The sequence below is a fragment of the Agromyces sp. Leaf222 genome (assembly GCF_001421565.1).
Classification (GTDB): Bacteria; Actinomycetota; Actinomycetes; order Actinomycetales; family Microbacteriaceae; genus Agromyces.
On sequence record NZ_LMKQ01000001.1, the window covers coordinates 3,261,870 to 3,280,149 of the forward strand.

The 18,280-nt window shown below is 67.4% G+C and carries 29 protein-coding genes; all 29 read right to left on the bottom strand.

Features of this window, described 5'->3' with window-relative positions; genetic code table 11:
• Positions 1-145: 145 nt before the first annotated feature.
• The gene (locus ASE68_RS14570; RefSeq protein WP_162238283.1) at positions 146-1,447 is read right to left on the bottom strand and encodes an acyltransferase; all 1,302 of its coding nucleotides are present in this window, start codon (positions 1,445-1,447) and stop codon (positions 146-148) included.
• A gap of 165 nt (positions 1,448-1,612) precedes the next feature.
• Positions 1,613-2,140 carry a 50S ribosomal protein L17 gene (rplQ, locus tag ASE68_RS14575; protein WP_055860112.1) on the bottom strand — a complete coding sequence of 176 codons (528 nt, stop codon included), beginning with the start codon at positions 2,138-2,140 and terminating at the stop codon, positions 1,613-1,615.
• Between the two features lie 49 nt (positions 2,141-2,189).
• Positions 2,190-3,176 carry a DNA-directed RNA polymerase subunit alpha gene (locus ASE68_RS14580; protein WP_055860115.1) on the bottom strand — a complete coding sequence of 329 codons (987 nt, stop codon included), beginning with the start codon at positions 3,174-3,176 and terminating at the stop codon, positions 2,190-2,192.
• A gap of 175 nt (positions 3,177-3,351) precedes the next feature.
• Positions 3,352-3,750, bottom strand: a complete 399-nt coding sequence (gene rpsK, locus ASE68_RS14585) for a 30S ribosomal protein S11 (protein ID WP_055860122.1) — start codon at positions 3,748-3,750, stop codon at positions 3,352-3,354.
• Between the two features lie 32 nt (positions 3,751-3,782).
• Positions 3,783-4,163 carry a 30S ribosomal protein S13 gene (rpsM, locus tag ASE68_RS14590; RefSeq protein ID WP_055860129.1) on the bottom strand — a complete coding sequence of 127 codons (381 nt, stop codon included), beginning with the start codon at positions 4,161-4,163 and terminating at the stop codon, positions 3,783-3,785.
• A gap of 172 nt (positions 4,164-4,335) precedes the next feature.
• Positions 4,336-4,449 carry a 50S ribosomal protein L36 gene (gene rpmJ / locus ASE68_RS14595; RefSeq protein ID WP_047561540.1) on the bottom strand — a complete coding sequence of 38 codons (114 nt, stop codon included), beginning with the start codon at positions 4,447-4,449 and terminating at the stop codon, positions 4,336-4,338.
• 67 nt (positions 4,450-4,516) lie between these two features.
• Positions 4,517-4,738: a translation initiation factor IF-1 gene (gene infA, locus ASE68_RS14600; RefSeq protein WP_011186713.1), complete on the bottom strand. Its 222-nt coding sequence runs from the start codon at positions 4,736-4,738 to the stop codon at positions 4,517-4,519.
• Between the two features lie 127 nt (positions 4,739-4,865).
• On the bottom strand, positions 4,866-6,560 hold the full coding sequence (gene ptsP / locus ASE68_RS14605; protein WP_055860131.1) for a phosphoenolpyruvate--protein phosphotransferase: 1,695 nt from the start codon (positions 6,558-6,560) through the stop codon (positions 4,866-4,868).
• A gap of 138 nt (positions 6,561-6,698) precedes the next feature.
• On the bottom strand, positions 6,699-7,526 hold the full coding sequence (gene map / locus ASE68_RS14610; protein WP_082462279.1) for a type I methionyl aminopeptidase: 828 nt from the start codon (positions 7,524-7,526) through the stop codon (positions 6,699-6,701).
• Positions 7,527-7,532: 6 nt separating this feature from the next.
• Complete coding sequence (locus ASE68_RS14615) at positions 7,533-8,165, bottom strand: adenylate kinase (RefSeq protein WP_055860133.1); 633 nt, start codon at positions 8,163-8,165, stop codon at positions 7,533-7,535.
• The gene (gene secY, locus ASE68_RS14620; protein WP_055860136.1) at positions 8,162-9,481 is read right to left on the bottom strand and encodes a preprotein translocase subunit SecY; all 1,320 of its coding nucleotides are present in this window, start codon (positions 9,479-9,481) and stop codon (positions 8,162-8,164) included. Before secY ends, ASE68_RS14615 begins: the two co-directional genes overlap by 4 nt.
• 116 nt (positions 9,482-9,597) lie before the next feature.
• A complete protein-coding gene (gene rplO / locus ASE68_RS20750; protein ID WP_082462280.1) occupies positions 9,598-10,269 on the bottom strand; it encodes a 50S ribosomal protein L15 in 672 nt (223 codons plus the stop codon).
• Positions 10,269-10,454, bottom strand: coding sequence for a 50S ribosomal protein L30 (gene rpmD / locus ASE68_RS14630; protein WP_055860148.1), 186 nt, complete (start codon positions 10,452-10,454; stop codon positions 10,269-10,271). The genes rplO and rpmD overlap by 1 nt, the downstream gene beginning before the upstream one ends.
• The gene (rpsE, locus tag ASE68_RS14635) at positions 10,454-11,125 is read right to left on the bottom strand and encodes a 30S ribosomal protein S5 (RefSeq protein WP_255353513.1); all 672 of its coding nucleotides are present in this window, start codon (positions 11,123-11,125) and stop codon (positions 10,454-10,456) included. Before rpsE ends, rpmD begins: the two co-directional genes overlap by 1 nt.
• A gap of 26 nt (positions 11,126-11,151) precedes the next feature.
• Positions 11,152-11,511, bottom strand: a complete 360-nt coding sequence (gene rplR, locus ASE68_RS14640) for a 50S ribosomal protein L18 (RefSeq protein ID WP_055860153.1) — start codon at positions 11,509-11,511, stop codon at positions 11,152-11,154.
• Positions 11,512-11,513: 2 nt separating this feature from the next.
• On the bottom strand, positions 11,514-12,050 hold the full coding sequence (gene rplF, locus ASE68_RS14645; protein WP_055860156.1) for a 50S ribosomal protein L6: 537 nt from the start codon (positions 12,048-12,050) through the stop codon (positions 11,514-11,516).
• A 4-nt stretch (positions 12,051-12,054) separates the two neighbouring features.
• The gene (gene rpsH / locus ASE68_RS14650) at positions 12,055-12,453 is read right to left on the bottom strand and encodes a 30S ribosomal protein S8 (protein WP_055860159.1); all 399 of its coding nucleotides are present in this window, start codon (positions 12,451-12,453) and stop codon (positions 12,055-12,057) included.
• A 168-nt stretch (positions 12,454-12,621) separates the two neighbouring features.
• Positions 12,622-13,209 carry a 50S ribosomal protein L5 gene (gene rplE / locus ASE68_RS14655; protein WP_055860162.1) on the bottom strand — a complete coding sequence of 196 codons (588 nt, stop codon included), beginning with the start codon at positions 13,207-13,209 and terminating at the stop codon, positions 12,622-12,624.
• Positions 13,209-13,568 carry a 50S ribosomal protein L24 gene (rplX, locus tag ASE68_RS14660; RefSeq protein WP_055860164.1) on the bottom strand — a complete coding sequence of 120 codons (360 nt, stop codon included), beginning with the start codon at positions 13,566-13,568 and terminating at the stop codon, positions 13,209-13,211. The genes rplE and rplX overlap by 1 nt, the downstream gene beginning before the upstream one ends.
• Positions 13,569-13,570: 2 nt before the next feature.
• Positions 13,571-13,939, bottom strand: coding sequence for a 50S ribosomal protein L14 (gene rplN / locus ASE68_RS14665; protein WP_055860166.1), 369 nt, complete (start codon positions 13,937-13,939; stop codon positions 13,571-13,573).
• 32 nt (positions 13,940-13,971) lie between these two features.
• A complete protein-coding gene (gene rpsQ, locus ASE68_RS14670) occupies positions 13,972-14,277 on the bottom strand; it encodes a 30S ribosomal protein S17 (protein ID WP_055860169.1) in 306 nt (101 codons plus the stop codon).
• Positions 14,278-14,279: 2 nt separating this feature from the next.
• The gene (gene rpmC, locus ASE68_RS20755; RefSeq protein WP_055860172.1) at positions 14,280-14,603 is read right to left on the bottom strand and encodes a 50S ribosomal protein L29; all 324 of its coding nucleotides are present in this window, start codon (positions 14,601-14,603) and stop codon (positions 14,280-14,282) included.
• Positions 14,603-15,022, bottom strand: a complete 420-nt coding sequence (rplP, locus tag ASE68_RS14680) for a 50S ribosomal protein L16 (RefSeq protein WP_055860175.1) — start codon at positions 15,020-15,022, stop codon at positions 14,603-14,605. Before rplP ends, rpmC begins: the two co-directional genes overlap by 1 nt.
• A 2-nt stretch (positions 15,023-15,024) precedes the next feature.
• Complete coding sequence (gene rpsC, locus ASE68_RS14685) at positions 15,025-15,777, bottom strand: 30S ribosomal protein S3 (protein ID WP_055860178.1); 753 nt, start codon at positions 15,775-15,777, stop codon at positions 15,025-15,027.
• Positions 15,777-16,142 carry a 50S ribosomal protein L22 gene (rplV, locus tag ASE68_RS14690; protein ID WP_055860181.1) on the bottom strand — a complete coding sequence of 122 codons (366 nt, stop codon included), beginning with the start codon at positions 16,140-16,142 and terminating at the stop codon, positions 15,777-15,779. Before rplV ends, rpsC begins: the two co-directional genes overlap by 1 nt.
• A 25-nt stretch (positions 16,143-16,167) precedes the next feature.
• Positions 16,168-16,449, bottom strand: coding sequence for a 30S ribosomal protein S19 (rpsS, locus tag ASE68_RS14695; protein ID WP_055860184.1), 282 nt, complete (start codon positions 16,447-16,449; stop codon positions 16,168-16,170).
• Between the two features lie 12 nt (positions 16,450-16,461).
• A complete protein-coding gene (gene rplB, locus ASE68_RS14700; RefSeq protein ID WP_055860187.1) occupies positions 16,462-17,301 on the bottom strand; it encodes a 50S ribosomal protein L2 in 840 nt (279 codons plus the stop codon).
• 16 nt (positions 17,302-17,317) lie between these two features.
• Positions 17,318-17,620, bottom strand: coding sequence for a 50S ribosomal protein L23 (rplW, locus tag ASE68_RS14705; RefSeq protein ID WP_055860190.1), 303 nt, complete (start codon positions 17,618-17,620; stop codon positions 17,318-17,320).
• On the bottom strand, positions 17,617-18,279 hold the full coding sequence (gene rplD / locus ASE68_RS14710) for a 50S ribosomal protein L4 (RefSeq protein WP_055860193.1): 663 nt from the start codon (positions 18,277-18,279) through the stop codon (positions 17,617-17,619). Before rplD ends, rplW begins: the two co-directional genes overlap by 4 nt.
• Between the last annotated feature and the right edge of the window lies 1 nt (position 18,280).

The following is an 18,280-nucleotide window of genomic DNA, read 5'->3' on the forward strand; positions in this document are numbered from 1 at the left end:
CTCTCGGCCGCGACGGATGCCTCGGCGCCGACGCCTGCCGCCGCGGCCGCCGACTCGTCGATCGCACTCATGATGCCAAGCCTAGAACGCCGCGCCGCGGCATCCGGCCCCGACGAACGGTCGGCGAGCACCCGGCACTCGCTCGCTACCTCGCGCGACCGGAGGCGGCGACCGCCGAGATCTCGTCGGCCCGCGCCCGTGGATCGCGCGCGCCGGGTCCACCGATGATGAGCGCGACGACCGCGACCGTCACGAGCGACCATGCGATGACGCCGTGCTGCCACGGCACGTAGCCGAGGGTCAGGAACACGCCGACGCCGGCCACCGCGCAGGCCGCCCACAGCACCACCGCCGCGAGCGGCGTCGGGCGCTCGACGGGCTTCGGCCACAACGCCTCGAGCTTCGGCACGACCAGGCAGCAGCCGGCGACGACGAGCGCGATCGCGAGGATCCAGAGCGGGCGGGTCGCCCACCACTGGGGCGACAGCACGGGCGGGAACGGAAGGCCGAGCAGCAGCTGCGCGCCCGTGACGACGGCCATCGCGAAGGTGTGCCAGAGGTAGATGACCATGCCGTACACGCCGAACACGAACACCACGCCGAGCACGGTTCGCCGCTGCACGAGGCGGCGGATCGCCGGCTGCAACAGCGCGAAGAGGCAGACCTGGCCGAGCGCGAGCGCGAGGATGGCCAGGCTCGGCGGATTCAGGTTGTCGAGCATGTCGTGCGAGTACCCGAACACCCCGACCAGCATGCCGATGAACCCGTAGGCGAACGCGGCGATGGCGGCGAGGACCCACGGCGACCGCCGTGAGAACCAGCCGTCGCGCAGGCCGAAGCCGAGCTGCTGGGCGAAGAGCCAGACGAAGATCCAGTTGAACGCCCCCACCGGAAGGCCGAACCCCCGCGAGAGCGCGTCGACGACGACCGCTGCGCCGGCCAGCCCCAGGTACGTCGGCCACGGTGCATGCCGGTGGAGCCACGACATCGCCGGCACCGCGGCCGTGCAGATGAGGTAGACCGGGATGAACCAGAGCGGTTCTGCGAGCCGGAACGCGAAGCTCTGCACGAACCCCGCATCGACGCCGCAGGCGAGCATCGCGCCCAGCACCGCGCCGACCGCCGCGGTGACCGCGACGACCGGCTGCGCGAGGCGCACCGCTCGCACCCGCACGTAATGCGCGACGGTCTCGCCGTGCCCGCGAAGGCGGCGCCACTGCGTGATCGAGGCGAACCCGCCGCAGATGAAGAACACGGGCATGATCATGAGCGGCCAGGTCGCCCAGGCCAGCGGCTCGAAGCCGGCGAGTGCGTTGGAAGCGCGCAGCGGATCACCGCCGATGCCCATCTGCAGCGCATGCAGCAGCACCACGACCGGGAGGCAGAGCGCCCGCGCGAAGTCGATCGAGAGGTCGCGGTCTTCTGGGACCCGCACCTGAGTTCGCACGCCGTGCACCCTTCGCCTGGGGCCGGACGATCCCGGACCGGGCACGAGTCTGGCACAGACGCGGAACGGGCCCCCCGCCGCTGTGGAAAGGGGCCCGTTCGAGTGGAACCGCGAACGCGAACGGGCCCCGGTGCAGTGCACCGGGGCCCGTTCGCAGAAGGTCGACTACTTGGCGTCGGCCGACTCCTCGGCGGGAGCCTCGTCGGCGGCCTCGGTGGTCTCTTCGGCCTCGGCGACCTCGACGGTCTCCTCAGCCTCGACCACGGGCTCCTCGGCGGGAGCCTCGTCGGCGACCGGTGCCGCAGCGGGCTTGGCCGCGCGCACCTTCGGCGTCACGGGCTCGAGGACGAGCTCGATGACCGCCATGGGCGCGTTGTCGCCCTTGCGGTTGCCGATCTTCGTGATGCGGGTGTAGCCGCCCTCACGGTCGGCGACCTGCGGGGCGATGATCGTGAACAGCTCGTGGACGACCGCCTTGTCGCCGATCACGGCGAGCACGCGACGACGCGCGTGCAGGTCGCCGCGCTTGGCGAACGTGATGAGACGCTCGGCGAGCGGACGAAGGCGCTTCGCCTTGGTCTCGGTCGTGGTGATCGACTTGTGCGTGTAGAGCGCAGCGGCGAGGTTCGCCAGCATGAGCCGCTCGTGCGAAGGTCCGCCTCCGAGGCGGGGGCCCTTGGTGGGCTTCGGCATGGTTCGTTATCTCCAGTATTGGGGGTTCAGTACAGCGGGGGAAGAAGGATCAGTTCTCTTCTTCGAAGCCCGTGTAGAAGTGGGCCCCGTCGAATCCGGGGACGGAGTCCTTCAGCGAAAGACCCATCTCGGTGAGCTTGTCCTTGACCTCATCCACCGACTTCTGACCGAAGTTGCGGATGTTCATGAGCTGCGACTCCGAAAGGGCCACGAGCTCGGACACGGTGTTGATGCCCTCGCGCTTGAGGCAGTTGTAGCTGCGCACGGAGAGGTCGAGGTCCTCGATCGGGATCGAGAGCTCGCTCGAGAGCACGGCGTCGACCGGCGCGGGGCCGATCTCGATGCCCTCGGCCGCGACGTTGAGCTCGCGGGCCAGGCCGAACAGCTCGGTGAGGGTGCGACCCGCCGAGGCGATGGCGTCACGCGGGCTGATGGCGGGCTTCGACTCGACGTCGACCACGAGGCGGTCGAAGTCGGTGCGCTCGCCGGCACGGGTGGCCTCGACGCGGTAGGTGACCTTGAGCACCGGCGAGTAGATCGAGTCGACCGGGATCTGGCCGGCCTCGGAGTACTCGTTGCGGTTCTGGCTGGCCGAGACGTAGCCGCGACCGCGCTCGATGGTGAGCTCGAGCTCGAACTTCGCCGACTCGTTGAGCGTGGCGATGACGAGCTCGGGGTTGTGCACCTCGACGCCGGCCGGAGCGGAGATGTCCGCAGCGGTGACCTCGCCGGCGCCCTGCTTGCGCAGGTATGCCGTGATGGGCTCGTCGTGCTCGCTCGAGACGACCAGGTTCTTGATGTTCAGGATGATCTCGGTGACGTCTTCACGCACACCGGGAACCGTCGAGAACTCGTGCAGCACGCCGTCGATGCGGATGCTGGTGACAGCCGCGCCGGGGATGGACGAGAGGAGCGTACGCCGGAGCGAGTTGCCCAGGGTGTAACCGAAGCCCGGCTCGAGGGGCTCGATCACGAAACGCGAACGGAACTCCGAGATGTTCTCTTCGGTGAGCGTCGGACGCTGTGCGATCAGCACTGTGGATTCCTTTCGGCAGGGTGTCCGCTATATGACACCTGCGAGTTCGAGGATCTTGAGTTGTAGAGAGTGCGTGTCGCCGGTCGAGTAGGCCCTTGAGGGCCGCACCGAGATCTGCGGATGTCGCGGGATCTCGGTGCGGGCGCGGGCGCCCTACTCGACCGACGAGGAGTGCTTAGACGCGGCGGCGCTTGGGCGGGCGGCATCCGTTGTGAGCCTGGGGCGTCACGTCGTTGATGCTGCCGACCTCGAGGCCTGCGGCCTGGAGCGAGCGGATCGCGGTCTCACGGCCCGAGCCGGGGCCCTTGACGAAGACGTCGACCTTCTTCATGCCGTGCTCCTGCGCCTGGCGGGCGGCCGACTCGGCGGCGAGCTGTGCGGCGAACGGGGTCGACTTGCGCGAACCCTTGAAGCCGACGCCACCGGAGGAGGCCCAGCTGATCACGGCACCGTTGGTGTCGGTGATCGAGACGATCGTGTTGTTGAACGTCGACTTGATGTGGGCCTGGCCCACGGCGATGTTCTTCTTTTCCTTCTTGCGCGGCTTGCGAGTAGCCGCCTTGGATGCTGCCATGTGTGAAATCTCCTAGATCTGGCGACGAGCGGTTACTTGCGGCCGGGCTTCTTCTTGCCCGCGACGGTGCGCTTCGGGCCCTTGCGGGTGCGAGCGTTCGTCTTGGTGCGCTGACCGCGGACCGGGAGGCCGCGACGGTGGCGGATGCCCTCGTACGAGCCGATCTCGACCTTGCGGCGGATGTCGGCGGCCACCTCGCGGCGGAGGTCACCCTCAACCTTGTAGTTGCCCTCGATGTAGTCGCGCAGCGCGACGAGCTGGTCGTCGCTGAGGTCCTTGACGCGGATGTTCCCGTCGATACCGGTCTCCGCGAGCGTCTCGAGCGCGCGCGTGCGGCCGACGCCGTAGATGTAGGTGAGTGCGATCTCCACGCGCTTCTCGCGCGGGATGTCGACTCCTGCAAGACGTGCCATGTTCGGCTTCTCCTGTTTTCGAAGTGGAGGTGTGGAGCAACACCGGTGCTCGGGCCTCCGCCCCGAGGTGTCCCCGCGGCATCCGGAGATGCCGTGGTTCTGGTGTTGCCGATATGCAGTGTTCAGTTATGGGGACGAACCGAGCCCGAGGGGCGGTTCGAAAGTCTTCTGACTAGCCCTGGCGCTGCTTGTGGCGCGGGTTCTCGCAGATCACCATGACGTTGCCGTGGCGGCGGATGACCTTGCACTTGTCGCAGATGGGCTTGACGGAGGGATTGACCTTCATGAGTGTTTCCTTGGATTCGCTGTCTTCGTGCCCGTGGGGTGCCTCGGGCCGTTACTTTCCAGCAGGCTTACTTGTAGCGGTAGACGATCCGGCCGCGGGTCAGGTCGTAGGGGCTCAGCTCCACGATCACGCGGTCCTCGGGGAGGATGCGGATGTAGTGCTGACGCATCTTGCCTGAGATGTGTGCGAGAACCTTGTGCCCGTTCGTGAGCTCAACCCGGAACATCGCGTTCGGGAGAGCCTCGATGACCGAGCCCTCGATCTCGATGACGCCGTCTTTCTTGGCCATAGCCTCACTATCGCTTGGAGTTTGGGATGCTGGTCGTGCGATGATGCTCAGGTGTCGACCAAGGCGGGCGCGACGGATGTCGGGCATGCCAAGGCGCACGTGCAGAGCACCAAGGGTCAACTTTACGTCATCCCCCGCGATTAAGCGAACCGGCGTCGGAATCGCCTCGCATGGCCGCGACCGCCTCGCGCACGGCCCCTCTCGCCTCGCTCGCACCGTCGGTCGCGAGCGCCGCGCGGGCGAACCGCTCGGCATCCGCTCGTGCGAATCCCAGGAGTGACGACCGCACCTCGGCGATCGCCGACGGCGACATCGACAGCGAGGTCACGCCGAGACCCACGAGCACGACGGCGAGCAGAGGATCCGCCGCAGCCTCGCCGCAGACGCCGACGGGCCGGCCCGTCTTCGCGCCGGCGGCGCCCACCTCGCCGATGAGCCGCAGGACGGCCGGATGCCACGGGTCCTGCAGTGCCGCCACCGAACCGAGCAGCCGATCGGCCGCCATCGTGTACTGCGCGAGGTCGTTCGTGCCGATCGAGGCGAAGTCCGTCACGGCGAGCACGCGATCGGCGATGAGCGCGGCCGAGGGCGTCTCGACCATGACCCCGGCGACCGCAACGCCGAGTTCCTTCGCGAGCTCCGTGAAGTAGCGTGCCTCCTCGACGGTCGCCACCATCGGCGCCATCACCTGCAGCTCGGCGTCGGTCGCGGCATCCGCCTGGGCCAGCGCGGTCAGCTGGTCGCGCAGCACCGGCTCGGCTGCTCGAAGGGCACGGATGCCGCGGAGCCCGAGCGCCGGGTTCGGCTCGACGTCGTCGTTGACGAACGAGAGCGGCTTGTCGGCGCCCGCGTCCAGCACGCGCACGACGACCTTCCGGCCGGGGAACGCCTCGAGCAGCCGCACGTACTCGACGCGCTGCTCCTCGACGGTCGGCGCGCGGTCGGCGTCAAGGAACAGGAACTCCGTGCGGAAGAGGCCGACGCCCTCGGCGCCGAGACGCACCGCCTCGGCGGCGCCGTCGGCAGATCCGAGGTTCGCCAGGAGCGGCACTGGCGTGCCATCGGCGAGCCGGCCGGGTTCGAGCGGCGCGGCGGCGAGCGTCGCTCGGTCGGCGATCCGTCGCTCCGCGTCGGCGAGCTGCGCGGGCGTCGGGGCGACCGTCACCGTGTCGGCGCCCGCATCGACGATGACCACCTCCCCGTCGGCGAGGGTCGATGCGTCGCGCACGCCGACGATCGCGACGATGGACTTCTCCCGAGCCAGGATCGCGGTGTGCGAGGTGGGTCCCCCCTCAGCGGTGACGAGGGCGCGCACCTGGTCGAGGTCGAGGGTCGCGGTATCGGCCGGTGAGAGGTCGCGCGCGACGAGGACGAACGGATGCCCCGGCGCCGGCACGCCCGGAGCGGGCACCCCGGCGAGATGGGCGCGCACTCGCTGCGAGATGTCGTCGAGGTCGGCGGCCCGCTCCGCGAGGTACCCGCCCATGGCCGCGAGCGTGTCGCGGTAGCCGGCGAACGCGTCGAAGACCGCCCGCTCGGCCGTGGCGCCGCCCTGCACCCGATTCGCGACCTCGGTCGCGAGGGTCGGATCGGCCGCCATGAGGGCCTGGGCCTCGAGCACCTCCTTCGCGGCTCCGCCGGCGGTGCGGCCCCGCTCGGCGAGGTCTGCTGCGGTCGCCGAGAGCGCGTCGGCGGCACGCCCTGCCTCGATGTCGGGCGTACGTTCGCTCGGGTGGTCGACGGGCTCTGGGAGCGGATCCTCCATGCGGACCACCGGGCCGATCGCGATGCCTCCGCCGACTCCGGTTCCCGTGAGCTGCATCGTCGCCCCTCTCATCGCGTTCGATCGGCGTCGCGCGAGCGCAGACGCTCCCCCGCCTTCACCCTACCCAGCCGCGGTGCGACAGGCGAGGCCCGGCATCGGGCGCCGAGGGCACGGTGGGCACCGTCGGCGCGAGGCTCAGGCGATCGGGACCGGCACGATGCCGAAGGGCGCGAGGCCGGCGGCTCCGCCGTCCTCGGCGGTGAGCACCCAGATGCCGTCGTCGTGCACGGCGATGGAGTGCTCCCAGTGCGCGGAATCCGCGCCGTCCGACGTGGTCACGGTCCAGCCGTCGTCGCGGATGAAGGTCTCGATCGATCCTGCGACGACCATCGGCTCGATCGCCACGACGAGTCCCGGACGAACCGCGGGCCCGCGCCGATCGACCCGGTAGTTGAACACCGGCGGCTCCTCGTGCATCGACCGACCGATGCCGTGGCCGACGTAGTCGGTCAGGATGCCGTACGAGCCGGCGTCCTCGATGTACTCCTCGATCGCGTCGCCGACCTCATTGAGGCGGCCGGCCGTCGCCAACGCGGCGATGCCCCGCCAGAGCGAGCCCTCGGTGACCCGGCTGAGCTGGGTTCGAGAGGCCACGAGCTCCGGACGCTCTGAGTCGGGAATGACGACGGTGAACGCGGCGTCGCCGTTCCAGCCATCGACCTCGGCCCCACCGTCGACCGAGACGATGGCACCCGGCCGGAACGGTCGGTCGGTCGGGATGCCGTGCACCACGTCATCGTCGACCGAGACGCAGAGGGTGTGACCGTAGCCGGGTTCGAGCTTGAAGTTGGAACGCCCACCGAGTTCGACGATGACGCGGTCGGCCGCGGCATCCAGTTCGAGTCCGTTCGCCCCTGGGGCGATCAGGCGTCGCGCCTCGGCCAGCGCCGCAGCGGTTGCGGCGCCGGCCGGGCGCATCGCGCGCAGCTCGCGCGCGGACTTGTAGATCGACCGCCGGAACACGCCGGGTCAGGCAGCCGCGCCGTTGCCGCCCGAGCCTTCGGCGACGAAGCCGCGGGCCTCGAGGGCGTCGAAGATGCGCTGCGTGACCTCGTCGAGCGATCCGACGCCGTCGATGCGCAGCACCAGGCCCTGCTCCCGATAGACGTCGAGGATCGGCGCCGTCTCGCGCTCGTAGATGGCGAGCCGGTTCGCGATGACCTCTTCGGTGTCATCGGTGCGCCCCTGCTTGACCGCACGGTCGTGCAGGCGGGCGATGCTCTCGTCGCGCGGGACCTCGAGCTCGATCACGGCGTCGAGTGCCTCGCCGCGACCGTCGAGGAAGCCGGCGAGGTCGTCGACCTGGCCGCGGTTGCGCGGGTAGCCGTCGAGGAGGAACCCACGTGCCGCATCGGGCTGTGCGAGCCGATCCCGCACGAGCTCGCTCGTGAGGGCGTCGGGAACCAGGTCGCCTGCCTCGATGATCGCCTGCACGCGCTTGCCCAGCTCGGTGCCGCCCGACACGTTCGCCCGGAAGATGTCTCCGGTCGCGACCTGCGGAACGCCGAACGCCTCTGCGACGAGCACGCCCTGCGTTCCCTTGCCGGAGCCCTGCGGCCCGACGATCAGGAAGCGGGCGGAGCCGGTTGCCGACGCGGTCATCGAAGGAGACCTTCGTAGTGGCGCTGCTGGAGCTGCGCGTCGATCTGCTTCACGGTCTCGAGACCGACGCCGACGATGATGAGGATCGAGGCGCCGCCGAACGGGAAGTTCGCGTTGGCGCCGACGAGGCTCAGGGCGATGAGCGGGATCAGCGCGATGAGGCCGAGGTAGAGCGAACCGGGCAGCGTGACGCGGGTCAGCACGTAGTCGAGGTACTCGGCCGTCGGGCGACCGGCACGGATGCCGGGGATGAAGCCGCCGTACTTCTTCATGTTCTCGGCGACCTCGTCGGGGTTGAAGGTGATCGCCACGTAGAAGTACGTGAACCCGACGATGAGCAGGAAGTACAGGAGCATGTAGAGCGGGTGGTCGCCCTTGGTGAGGTAGTTCGTGATCCACACGACCCAGGCCTGGGGTTCCTCGCCCTGCGCCGGCTGGTTGAACTGCGCGATGAGCGCGGGCAGGTACAGCAGCGACGAGGCGAAGATGACGGGCACGACGCCGGCCATGTTGACCTTGATGGGGATGTACGTGTTGTTGCCGCCGTAGGTGCGGCGGCCGACCATGCGCTTGGCGTACTGCACCGGAACGCGCCGCTGCGACTGCTCGACGAACACCACCGCGACGACGATCAGCAGACCGACCGCCAACACGACGAAGAAGGTGTCGAGACCGCGAGCCTGCGCGATCGACCAGAGCGAACCGGGGAACGTCGAGGCGATCGACGTGAAGATCAGGAGCGACATGCCGTTGCCGATGCCGCGCTCGGTGATGAGCTCACCCATCCACATGATGAGTCCGGTACCGGCCGTCATGGTGATGACCATGAGCAGGATCGCGTACCAGGCGTCGTTCGTGATCAGCTGCGAGCACGAGGGGTCGCCCGAGGGGAACAGGGCGCCCGAGCGGGCGACCGTGATCAGCGTCGTCGACTGCAGGACGCCGAGGGCGATCGTCAGGTAGCGGGTGTACTGCGTGAGGCGTCCCTGGCCCGACTGGCCCTCCTTGTAGAGGGTCTCGAAGTGGGGGATGACCACGCGGAGGAGCTGCACGATGATCGACGCCGTGATGTACGGCATGATGCCGAGCGCGAAGATCGACAGCTGGAGCAGCGCGCCGCCGGAGAAGAGGTTGACGAGTTCGTAGAGCCCGGTCGTGCTCTGGCTTGCCGCGAGACATGCCTGCACGTTCCCGAAATCGACGAACGGCGCCGGGATGAACGAGCCGAGTCGGAACAGGGCGACGATGCCCAGCGTGAACCCGAGCTTGCGGCGAAGATCCGGCGTGCGGAAGATCCGCCCGATGGCGTTGAACACTCGTCCTCCTGTTGCTCCGTCATGGAGTCAGTCCAAATATGGCTCGAGCCTGTCGAGACCCCCGTGAATCATACGCGAGGTCCCGACAGGCTCGAACTCGATGTGGTGCTTTGGTCTTACTTGACCGAGCCGCCGGCGGCAACGATCTTCTGCTCGGCGGAGCCGGAGACCTTGTCGACGACGACGTTGAGCTTGACCTGGAGGTCGCCGTTGCCGAGCACCTTGACGCGCTCGTTCTTGCGCACGGCGCCCTTCTCGACGAGATCGGCGATGGTGACATCGCCGCCCTTCGGGTAGAGCTCGGCCAGCTTGTCCAGGTTCACGACCTGGTACTCCACGCGGAACGGGTTCTTGAAGCCGCGCAGCTTCGGCGCACGCATGTGGTACGGAAGCTGTCCACCCTCGAAACCGGGGCGGATGTTGTTGCGGGCCTTCGAGCCCTTGGTGCCGCGACCGGCCGTCTTGCCCTTGGAACCTTCACCGCGTCCGACGCGGGTCTTGTCCTTCTTGGCACCGGGAGCCGGACGAAGGTGGTGCACCTTCAGGACCTGCTCGCGCTTCTCGGCCACGTCGGCCTTCGGAGCGGCCTTCTTCGCGGGGGCCTTCTTCGCAGGAGCCTTCTCGGCAGCGGCGTCGTCAGCCTTCGCAGCGGCGGCCTTGGCCGGCGCCTTCTTCGCGGCAGCAGCCTTGGGAGCTGCGGCCTTCTCGGCGGCGGGCTTGGCCGCAGCCTTCTTCGCGGGAGCCTTCTTGGGGGCTTCTGCGGCGGCGTCGATCTTCTCGTCAGCCATTAGTCAATCTCCTCAACCTTCACGAGGTGAGCGACGGTGTTGACGTACCCACGGTTCTGCGGGTTGTCCTCACGCACGACCGACTGGCCGATTCGCTTGAGTCCGAGGCTACGCAGCGTGTCACGCTGGTACTGCTTCTCGCTCACCTTGGACTTGATCTGGGTCACCTTGAGCTGCTTGGCCATCAGGCACCTGCCTTCGCTGCTGCAGCGGCCTCGGCCGCCTGAGCCTCGGCACGCAGCAGACGGGCCGGTGCGACCTCGTCGTAGGCGAGGCCACGGCGGGCTGCCACTGCGCGCGGCTCTTCGAGCTGCTTCAGGGCCTCGACCGTTGCGTGCACGATGTTGATCGTGTTCGACGAGCCGAGCGACTTGCTCAGCACGTCGTGGATGCCGGCGCACTCGAGCACGGCGCGCACGGGACCACCGGCGATGACACCGGTACCGGGCGACGCCGGACGCAGGAGCACGACACCGGCCGCTGCCTCACCCTGGACGGGGTGGGGAATGGTCGCGCCGATGCGCGGGACGCGGAAGAAGTTCTTCTTCGCCTCCTCGACGCCCTTCGAGATCGCGGTCGGGACTTCGCGGGCCTTGCCGTAGCCGACGCCCACGAGGCCGTTGCCATCGCCCACGACGACGAGCGCCGTGAAGCTGAAGCGACGACCGCCCTTGACGACCTTCGACACGCGGTTGATGGTCACGACGCGCTCGAGGAACTGGCTCTTCTCGGCGTCGCGGCCACCGCGGTCGCGGCCACCCTGGTTGCGGTCACGACCGCCGCCACGACGGTTGTCGCGCTCGTTGCGAGCCGGCTCAGAAGCAGCTGCCGTCTCGACGGGTGCCTCTGCAGTCACCTCGGTCTCCTTAACAGTGTTCTCACTCACAGGTTGAGCCCTGCCTCTCGCGCTCCATCGGCGATCGCTGCGACACGACCGGCGTACTTGTTGCCGCCGCGGTCGAAGACGACCGACTCGACGCCGGCCTGCTTCGCACGCTCTGCGACCAGCTCGCCGACCTTCTTGGCCTTGGCGGTCTTGTCACCGTCGAACGCACGGAGGTCTGCCTCCATGGTCGAGGCGCTGGCGACGGTCAGGCCCTTGCTGTCGTCGACGACCTGCACGAACACGTGACGGGCCGAACGGGTGACGACGAGGCGCGGGCGCAGCTCGGTGCCGACGACCTTCTTGCGAAGGCGGGTGTGGCGGCGCGAACGCGCAGCCGTCTTGGTCTTCACAGCCATGATTACTTACCTGACTTTCCGGCCTTGCGACGCACGACCTCGCCGGCGTAGCGGATGCCCTTGCCCTTGTAGGGCTCGGGCTTCTTGATCTTGCGGATGTTCGCGGCGGTCTCGCCGACGGCCTGCTTGTCGATACCAGCGACCGTGAGCTTGTTGTTGCCCTCGACGGTCAGCGTGATGCCGGCGGGCGGCTCGACGGTGACGGGGTGCGAGAAACCGAGCGCGAACTCGATCGCAGTACCCTTCTGCGCGACGCGGTAACCGGTACCGACGATCTCGAGGCCCTTGGAGTAGCCCTCGGTGACGCCGATGATCTGGTTCGCGATGAGCGTGCGGGTCAGGCCGTGCAGCGAACGCGATGCACGCTCGTCGTCGGGGCGGGTGACCAGGACCTGGTTCGCCTCGACCTTTGCCTCGATGGGCGAAGCCACGGTGAGCGAGAGCTCGCCCTTGGGGCCCTTGACGTTGACGGCGGAGCCGTCGACCTTGACCTCGACACCCGCGGGGATGTCGATGGGGAGTCGTCCGATTCGTGACATGGGATTACCACACGTAGGCGAGGACTTCCCCACCCACGCCCTTCTTCTCGGCCTGGCGGTCCGTCAGAAGACCGCTGGAGGTGGACAGGATCGCGACGCCGAGGCCGCCGAGCACCTTGGGGATCTCGGTCGACTTCGCGTAGACGCGGAGGCCGGGCTTCGAGACGCGCTTGATGCCCACGATGGAGCGCTCGCGATTCGGGCCGAACTTGAGGGTCAGCGTGAGCTCGGTGCCGACGCGGGCGTCGTTCACCTCGAAGCCGGCGATGAATCCCTCTTTGGTGAGGATGTCGGCGATGTGCGACTTCAGCTTCGAGTTCGGCATGGTCACGGAGTCGTGATGCGCCGAGTTCGCGTTGCGAAGGCGGGTCAGCATGTCAGCGACCGGGTCGGTCATCGTCATGGCAGATGTTTCCTTACGTTCACCAGGTTTCAGCACCCGTTACACGGGGGCTGACCTGTGGTGGTGGCGATACGCGGATGCGGACCGCCGATATGCCGGTGCCGGCGGGGCCTCGGAAAGCTCCGAGACCCGCCGGCGCTGGCACAAACTCGTTGAGTCTACTACGAACTACTGAGCGGACTCGGTCGACTTGAACGGGAAGCCCAGCTGCTTGAGCAGCGAGCGGCCCTCGGCGTCGGTCTTGGCGGTGGTCACCACAGTGATGTCCATGCCGCGGACGCGGTCGATCTTGTCCTGGTCGATCTCGTGGAACACGGACTGCTCCGTGAGACCGAAGGTGTAGTTGCCGTTGCCGTCGAACTGCGCGTCCGAGAGGCCGCGGAAGTCGCGGATTCGGGGCAGCGCGAGCGAGAGCAGGCGGTCGAGGAACTCCCACATGCGGTCGCCGCGCAGCGTGACGTGCGTGCCGATCGCCTGGCCCTCGCGCAGCTTGAACTGCGCGATGGACTTGCGAGCCTTGGTGACCTGCGGCTTCTGACCGGTGATCTTGGTGAGATCGGCGATCGCGCCGTCGATGACCTTGCCATCGCGTGCGGCCTCGCCGACACCCATGTTCACGACGATCTTCACGAGACCCGGAACCTGGTGCACGTTGGTGTAGCCGTGCTCCTCGGTGAGGGTCTTGGCGATCTCGGTGCGGTACTTGGTCTTGAGTCGCGGCTGGATTTTGCCAGCCTGCGTAACCGTGTCGGTCATCAGATGTCCTTGCCTGACTTCTTTGCGTAACGAACGCGGACCGTCTTGGTGACGCCGTCCTTCGTGATCTGCTCTTCGCGGAAGCCGACGCGAGTCGGCTTCTTCGTCTCGGGGTCGACGAGCGCGACGTTCGAGACGTGGATCGGGGCCTCGTGGGTCTCGATGCCACCGGTCTTCGAGCCGCGCTGCGTCTGGCCGACGCGCACGTGCTTGGTGACGAAGTTCACACCCTGCACGACGACGCGGTTCTCGGCGACGAGCACCTCGATGACCTTGCCCTGCTTGCCGCGGTCTCCGCCGCGGGCCTGGCTGCGGCCCGAGATGACCTGAACGAGGTCACCCTTCTTGATGTTGGCCATGACTAGATAACCTCCGGTGCCAGCGAGATGATCTTCATGAACTTCTTGTCGCGAAGCTCGCGACCGACCGGTCCGAAGATGCGGGTGCCGCGAGGCTCGCCGTCGTTCTTCAGGATCACTGCGGCGTTCTCGTCGAACTTGATGTACGAACCGTCGGGACGACGGGTCTCCTTGACGGTGCGGACGATGACGGCCTTGACCACATCGCCCTTCTTGACGTTGCCGCCGGGGATCGCGTCCTTGACCGTGGCGACGATGACGTCGCCCAGGCCGGCGTAGCGACGCTTCGACCCGCCGAGCACGCGAATGGTGAGCAGCTCCTTGGCGCCGGTGTTGTCGGCGACCTTGACTCGTGATTCCTGCTGAAGCACAGTTGTCTCCTTCTTTCAAGCAAGCCGGAGGCTTACTTGGCCTTCTCGGCGATCTCGACGAGGCGCCAGCGCTTCGTGGCGGAGAGCGGGCGGGTCTCGGAGATCACGACGAGGTCGCCGATGCCGGCGGAGTTCTGCTCGTCGTGCGCCTTGACCTTCGAGGTGCGGCGGATGACCTTGCCGTACAGCGGGTGCTTCACGCGGTCTTCGACCTCGACGACGATGGTCTTGTCCATCTTGTCGCTGACGACGTAGCCACGACGCACCTTGCGGTACCCGCGAACGAGTTCGGCCGACTCGGCGACCTCGGCTGCAGCAGCCTTCTTGGTCTCAGCCATGATCAGGCCTCCTTCGTCTCTGCGGCCTCAGCAGGGGCTTCCGCCTCGGCCTTGGCCTTCTTCGTCTTCTTCTCAGCCTTGGCCGGAGCCTCGACCGGTGCGGGAGTGGCACGGATGCCGAGCTCGCGCTCACGGATGACCGTGTAGATGCGAGCGATGTCGCGCTTGACCGCACGCAGGCGGCCGTGGCTCTCGAGCTGGCCGGTGGCCGACTGGAAGCGCAGGTTGAACAGCTCTTCCTTGGCCTTCTTCAGCTCGTCGACGAGTCGCTCGTCTTCAAAGGTGTCGAGCTCGACAGTGGCGAGCTCCTTCGTTCCGACGGACATTATGCGTCGCCCTCCTCGCGCTTGATGATGCGTGCCTTGAGGGGCAGCTTGTGGATGGCACGGGTCAGAGCCTCGCGAGCGAGCTCCTCGGAGACGCCCGAGACCTCGAAGAGGACGCGACCCGGCTTGACGTTGGCGACCCACCACTCGGGCGAACCCTTACCGGAACCCATGCGGGTTTCGGCCGGCTTCTTCGTGAGCGGACGGTCGGGGTAGATGTTGATCCACACCTTGCCGCCACGCTTGATGTGACGCGTCATGGCGATACGAGCGGACTCGATCTGACGGTTGGTCACGTAAGCGGGCGTCAGCGCCTGGATGCCGAACTCACCGAACGACACCTTGGTGCCACCGGTGGCCTGGCCCGAGCGGCCGGGGTGGTGCTGCTTGCGGTACTTGACTCGACGGGGAATCAACATGGTTATGCCTCAACTCCTGCTGCGACCGGCTCCTGCGCCTTGGGCGCACGGCGGGGACGGTCATTGCGGTCGCCACGCGAGGGCTTCTGCGAAGCCTGCTCGCGTGCGAGCTCCTTGTTGGTGATATCGCCCTTGTAGATCCAGACCTTCACGCCGATGCGGCCGAAGGTGGTCTTCGCCTCGTAGAAGCCGTAGTCGATGTTCGCGCGGAGCGTGTGCAGGGGCACACGGCCTTCGCGGTAGAACTCCGAGCGGCTCATCTCGGCGCCGCCGAGGCGGCCGGAGACCTGGATGCGGACACCCTTCGCGCCGGCGCGCTGAGCACCCTGCAGGCCCTTGCGCATCGCGCGGCGGAACGCCACACGTGCGGAGAGCTGCTCGGCGATGCCCTGCGCGACGAGCTGGGCGTCGGCCTCGGGGTTCTTCACCTCGAGGATGTTGAGCTGGATCTGCTTGCCGGACAGCTTCTCGAGGTCGGCGCGGATGCGCTCGGCCTCGGCGCCGCGGCGGCCGATCACGATGCCGGGACGTGCGGTGTGGATGTCCACACGCACACGGTCACGGGTGCGCTCGATCTCGATGCGCGAGACTCCCGCGCGGTCGAGCGACGTCTGGAGCAGGCGACGGATCTTGACGTCCTCAGCGAGGTAGTCGGCGTAGCGCTGTCCGGGCTTGGTCGAGTCGGAGAACCACCGCGACACATGGTCGGTGGTGATGCCGAGACGGAAGCCGTACGGGTTTACCTTCTGACCCATTACTTCGTACCCTCCTCGGGCGTGGCGAGCACGACGGTGATGTGGCTCGTTCGCTTGTTGATGCGGAAGGCACGACCCTGAGCACGCGGCTGGAAACGCTTGAGGGTGGTGCCCTCATCGACGAATGCGCGGCTGATGTAGAGGTCCTGCTCGTCCAGATAGGTGTTCGTTGCATCGGCCTTGACGCGAGCATTCGCGATGGCCGAGGCGACGAGCTTGTACACCGGCTCGCTCGCACTCTGGGGTGCGAACTTCAGGATGGCGAGTGCCTCCTGTGCCTGCTTGCCGCGGATCAGGTTGACGACGCGACGGGCCTTCATGGGGGTCACGCGGATGTGACGCACGCGTGCGATCGACTCCACCATTTCTCTCCTCCTTTTCGCCACCGCGTCAGCGGCGGCGACCCTTCTTGTCATCCTTCACGTGTCCACGGAAGGTGCGGGTGGGGGCGAACTCTCCGAGCTTGTGACCCACCATGGTCTCGGTGACGAACACCGGGATGTGCTTGCGGCCGTCGTGCACGGCGATCGTGTGCCCGAGCATTGCCGGGATGATCATCGAGCGACGGGACCACGTCTTGATGACGTTCTTGGAACCGGCTTCGTTGGCGACGACGACCTTGCGAAGCAGGTGCTCGTCGACGAAGGGGCCCTTCTTAAGACTGCGAGGCATCTTCTCTTACTCCTACTTGCGCTTCTTGCCGACGGTGCGACGACGGACGATGAGCTTGTCGCTTTCCTTGTTGGGGCGACGAGTGCGTCCCTCGGACTTGCCCCAGGGGCTGACCGGGTGGCGACCACCGGAGGTCTTGCCCTCACCACCACCGTGCGGGTGGTCGACCGGGTTCATCGCGACACCACGCACGGTCGGGCGGACGCCCTTCCAGCGCTTGCGGCCGGCCTTGCCCCAGTTGATGTTCGACTGCTCGGCGTTGCCGACCTCGCCGATGGTCGCGCGGCAGCGCGCATCGACATTGCGGATCTCGCCCGACGGCAGACGGAGCTGCGCGTAGGGGCCGTCCTTGGCGACGAGACGAACCGACGCACCGGCCGAGCGGGCCAGCTTGGCGCCGCCACCGGGACGGAGCTCGATCGCGTGGATGACGGTACCCGTCGGGATGTTCTTCAGCGGCAGGTTGTTGCCCGGCTTGATGTCGGCACCGGCGCCCGATTCGATCGGGTCGCCCTGCTGCAGCTTGTTCGGCGCGATGATGTAGCGCTTCGTGCCGTCCACGAAGTGGAGCAGCGCGATGCGGGCGGTGCGGTTGGGGTCGTACTCGATGTGAGCGACCTTGGCCGGCACGCCGTCCTTGTCGTTGCGACGGAAGTCGATCACGCGGTACTGGCGCTTGTGGCCACCACCGATGTGACGGGTCGTGATGCGACCCTGGTTGTTGCGGCCACCGGTCTTGGAGATCGGCTTGAGCAGCGACTTCTCGGGCGTCGAACGCGTGATCTCCGCGAAATCGGCGACGGAGGAACCGCGACGACCCGGGGTCGTGGGCTTGTACTTACGAATAGCCATGTTCTTCCTCTGCTCCTTAGCCGACAGCCGTGAAGATGTCGATCGAGCCGGACTTGAGGGTGACGATCGCGCGCTTGGTGTCCTTGCGCTTGCCCATGCCGAACCGGGTACGGCGGGTCTTGCCCTGACGGTTCAGGGTGTTGATCGACGCCACCTGGACGTTGAAGATCTTCTCGATGGCGAGCTTGATCTCGGTCTTGTTCGAGCGGGGGTCCACGGTGAACGTGTACTTGCCCTCGTCGATCAGGCCGTAGCTCTTCTCCGAGACGACCGGCGCGATGATGACGTCGCGCGGGTCCTTGTTGTGTGCGGCACTCATGCGGAGACCTCTTCCTTCTTCGCCGTCTTCGAGGCGATGAACGCCTCGAGCGCAGCGGTGCTGAAGACGATGTCGTCCGAGACGAGCACGTCGTAGGCGTTCAGCTGGTCGACCGTCAGCGAGTGCACGGTCGGGATGTTGCGGACGGCGCGCTCGGCGAGCTCCTCGCCGCGAGCCAGCACCACGAGGTAGTGCTTCGCCGGAGCGATCGACGAGAGGAGCGCGATGGCGTCCTTCGTCTTGGCGACGTCGCCGGCCACGAAGGCCTCGACCGCGTGGATGCGGCCGCCGCGAGCGCGGTCGGAGAGTGCGCCGAGCAGAGCAGCGGCGATCATCTTCTTGGGGGTGCGCTGCGAGTAGTCACGCGGCTGCGGGCCGTGGACGATGCCACCACCGGTCATCTGAGGAGCGCGGATCGAGCCCTGACGAGCGCGGCCGGTGCCCTTCTGCTTGAACGGCTTGCGGCCGGCGCCGGAGACCTCACCACGGGTCTTGGTCTTGTGGGTGCCCTGACGCGCTGCGGCGAGCTGGGCGACGACGACCTGGTGGATCAGCGGCACGTTGGTCTGCACGTCGAAGAGCTCGGCGGGGAGCTCAACGGTGCCGGACTTCTTGCCGGTGACGTCGAGGGTGTCGATGGTGTTGGTCGCGGTAGCCATG

What these genes read in the sequence shown, in the direction of transcription:
- rplQ (WP_055860112.1), bottom strand. Translation starts at nt 2,140, where the DNA reads ATGCCGAAGCCCACCAAGGGCCCCCGCCTCGGAGGCGGACCTTCGCAC.
- rpsK (WP_055860122.1), bottom strand. Translation starts at nt 3,750, where the DNA reads ATGGCAGCATCCAAGGCGGCTACTCGCAAGCCGCGCAAGAAGGAAAAG.
- rpsM (WP_055860129.1), bottom strand. Translation starts at nt 4,163, where the DNA reads ATGGCACGTCTTGCAGGAGTCGACATCCCGCGCGAGAAGCGCGTGGAG.
- rpmJ (WP_047561540.1), bottom strand. Translation starts at nt 4,449, where the DNA reads ATGAAGGTCAATCCCTCCGTCAAGCCCATCTGCGACAAGTGCAAGGTC.
- infA (WP_011186713.1), bottom strand. Translation starts at nt 4,738, where the DNA reads ATGGCCAAGAAAGACGGCGTCATCGAGATCGAGGGCTCGGTCATCGAG.
- ptsP (WP_055860131.1), bottom strand. Translation starts at nt 6,560, where the DNA reads ATGCAGCTCACGGGAACCGGAGTCGGCGGAGGCATCGCGATCGGCCCG.
- ASE68_RS14615 (WP_055860133.1), bottom strand. Translation starts at nt 8,165, where the DNA reads ATGACCGCGTCGGCAACCGGCTCCGCCCGCTTCCTGATCGTCGGGCCG.
- rplO (WP_082462280.1), bottom strand. Translation starts at nt 10,269, where the DNA reads ATGGCTGACGAGAAGATCGACGCCGCCGCAGAAGCCCCCAAGAAGGCT.
- rpmD (WP_055860148.1), bottom strand. Translation starts at nt 10,454, where the DNA reads ATGGCCAAGCAGCTCAAGGTGACCCAGATCAAGTCCAAGGTGAGCGAG.
- rplR (WP_055860153.1), bottom strand. Translation starts at nt 11,511, where the DNA reads ATGGCTGTGAAGACCAAGACGGCTGCGCGTTCGCGCCGCCACACCCGC.
- rplF (WP_055860156.1), bottom strand. Translation starts at nt 12,050, where the DNA reads ATGTCACGAATCGGACGACTCCCCATCGACATCCCCGCGGGTGTCGAG.
- rpsH (WP_055860159.1), bottom strand. Translation starts at nt 12,453, where the DNA reads ATGACGATGACCGACCCGGTCGCTGACATGCTGACCCGCCTTCGCAAC.
- rplE (WP_055860162.1), bottom strand. Translation starts at nt 13,209, where the DNA reads ATGACCGACACGGTTACGCAGGCTGGCAAAATCCAGCCGCGACTCAAG.
- rplX (WP_055860164.1), bottom strand. Translation starts at nt 13,568, where the DNA reads ATGGCCAACATCAAGAAGGGTGACCTCGTTCAGGTCATCTCGGGCCGC.
- rpsQ (WP_055860169.1), bottom strand. Translation starts at nt 14,277, where the DNA reads ATGGCTGAGACCAAGAAGGCTGCTGCAGCCGAGGTCGCCGAGTCGGCC.
- rpmC (WP_055860172.1), bottom strand. Translation starts at nt 14,603, where the DNA reads ATGTCCGTCGGAACGAAGGAGCTCGCCACTGTCGAGCTCGACACCTTT.
- rplP (WP_055860175.1), bottom strand. Translation starts at nt 15,022, where the DNA reads ATGTTGATTCCCCGTCGAGTCAAGTACCGCAAGCAGCACCACCCCGGC.
- rpsC (WP_055860178.1), bottom strand. Translation starts at nt 15,777, where the DNA reads ATGGGTCAGAAGGTAAACCCGTACGGCTTCCGTCTCGGCATCACCACC.
- rplV (WP_055860181.1), bottom strand. Translation starts at nt 16,142, where the DNA reads ATGGTGGAGTCGATCGCACGCGTGCGTCACATCCGCGTGACCCCCATG.
- rpsS (WP_055860184.1), bottom strand. Translation starts at nt 16,449, where the DNA reads ATGCCTCGCAGTCTTAAGAAGGGCCCCTTCGTCGACGAGCACCTGCTT.
- rplB (WP_055860187.1), bottom strand. Translation starts at nt 17,301, where the DNA reads ATGGCTATTCGTAAGTACAAGCCCACGACCCCGGGTCGTCGCGGTTCC.
- rplW (WP_055860190.1), bottom strand. Translation starts at nt 17,620, where the DNA reads ATGAGTGCCGCACACAACAAGGACCCGCGCGACGTCATCATCGCGCCG.
- rplD (WP_055860193.1), bottom strand. Translation starts at nt 18,279, where the DNA reads ATGGCTACCGCGACCAACACCATCGACACCCTCGACGTCACCGGCAAG.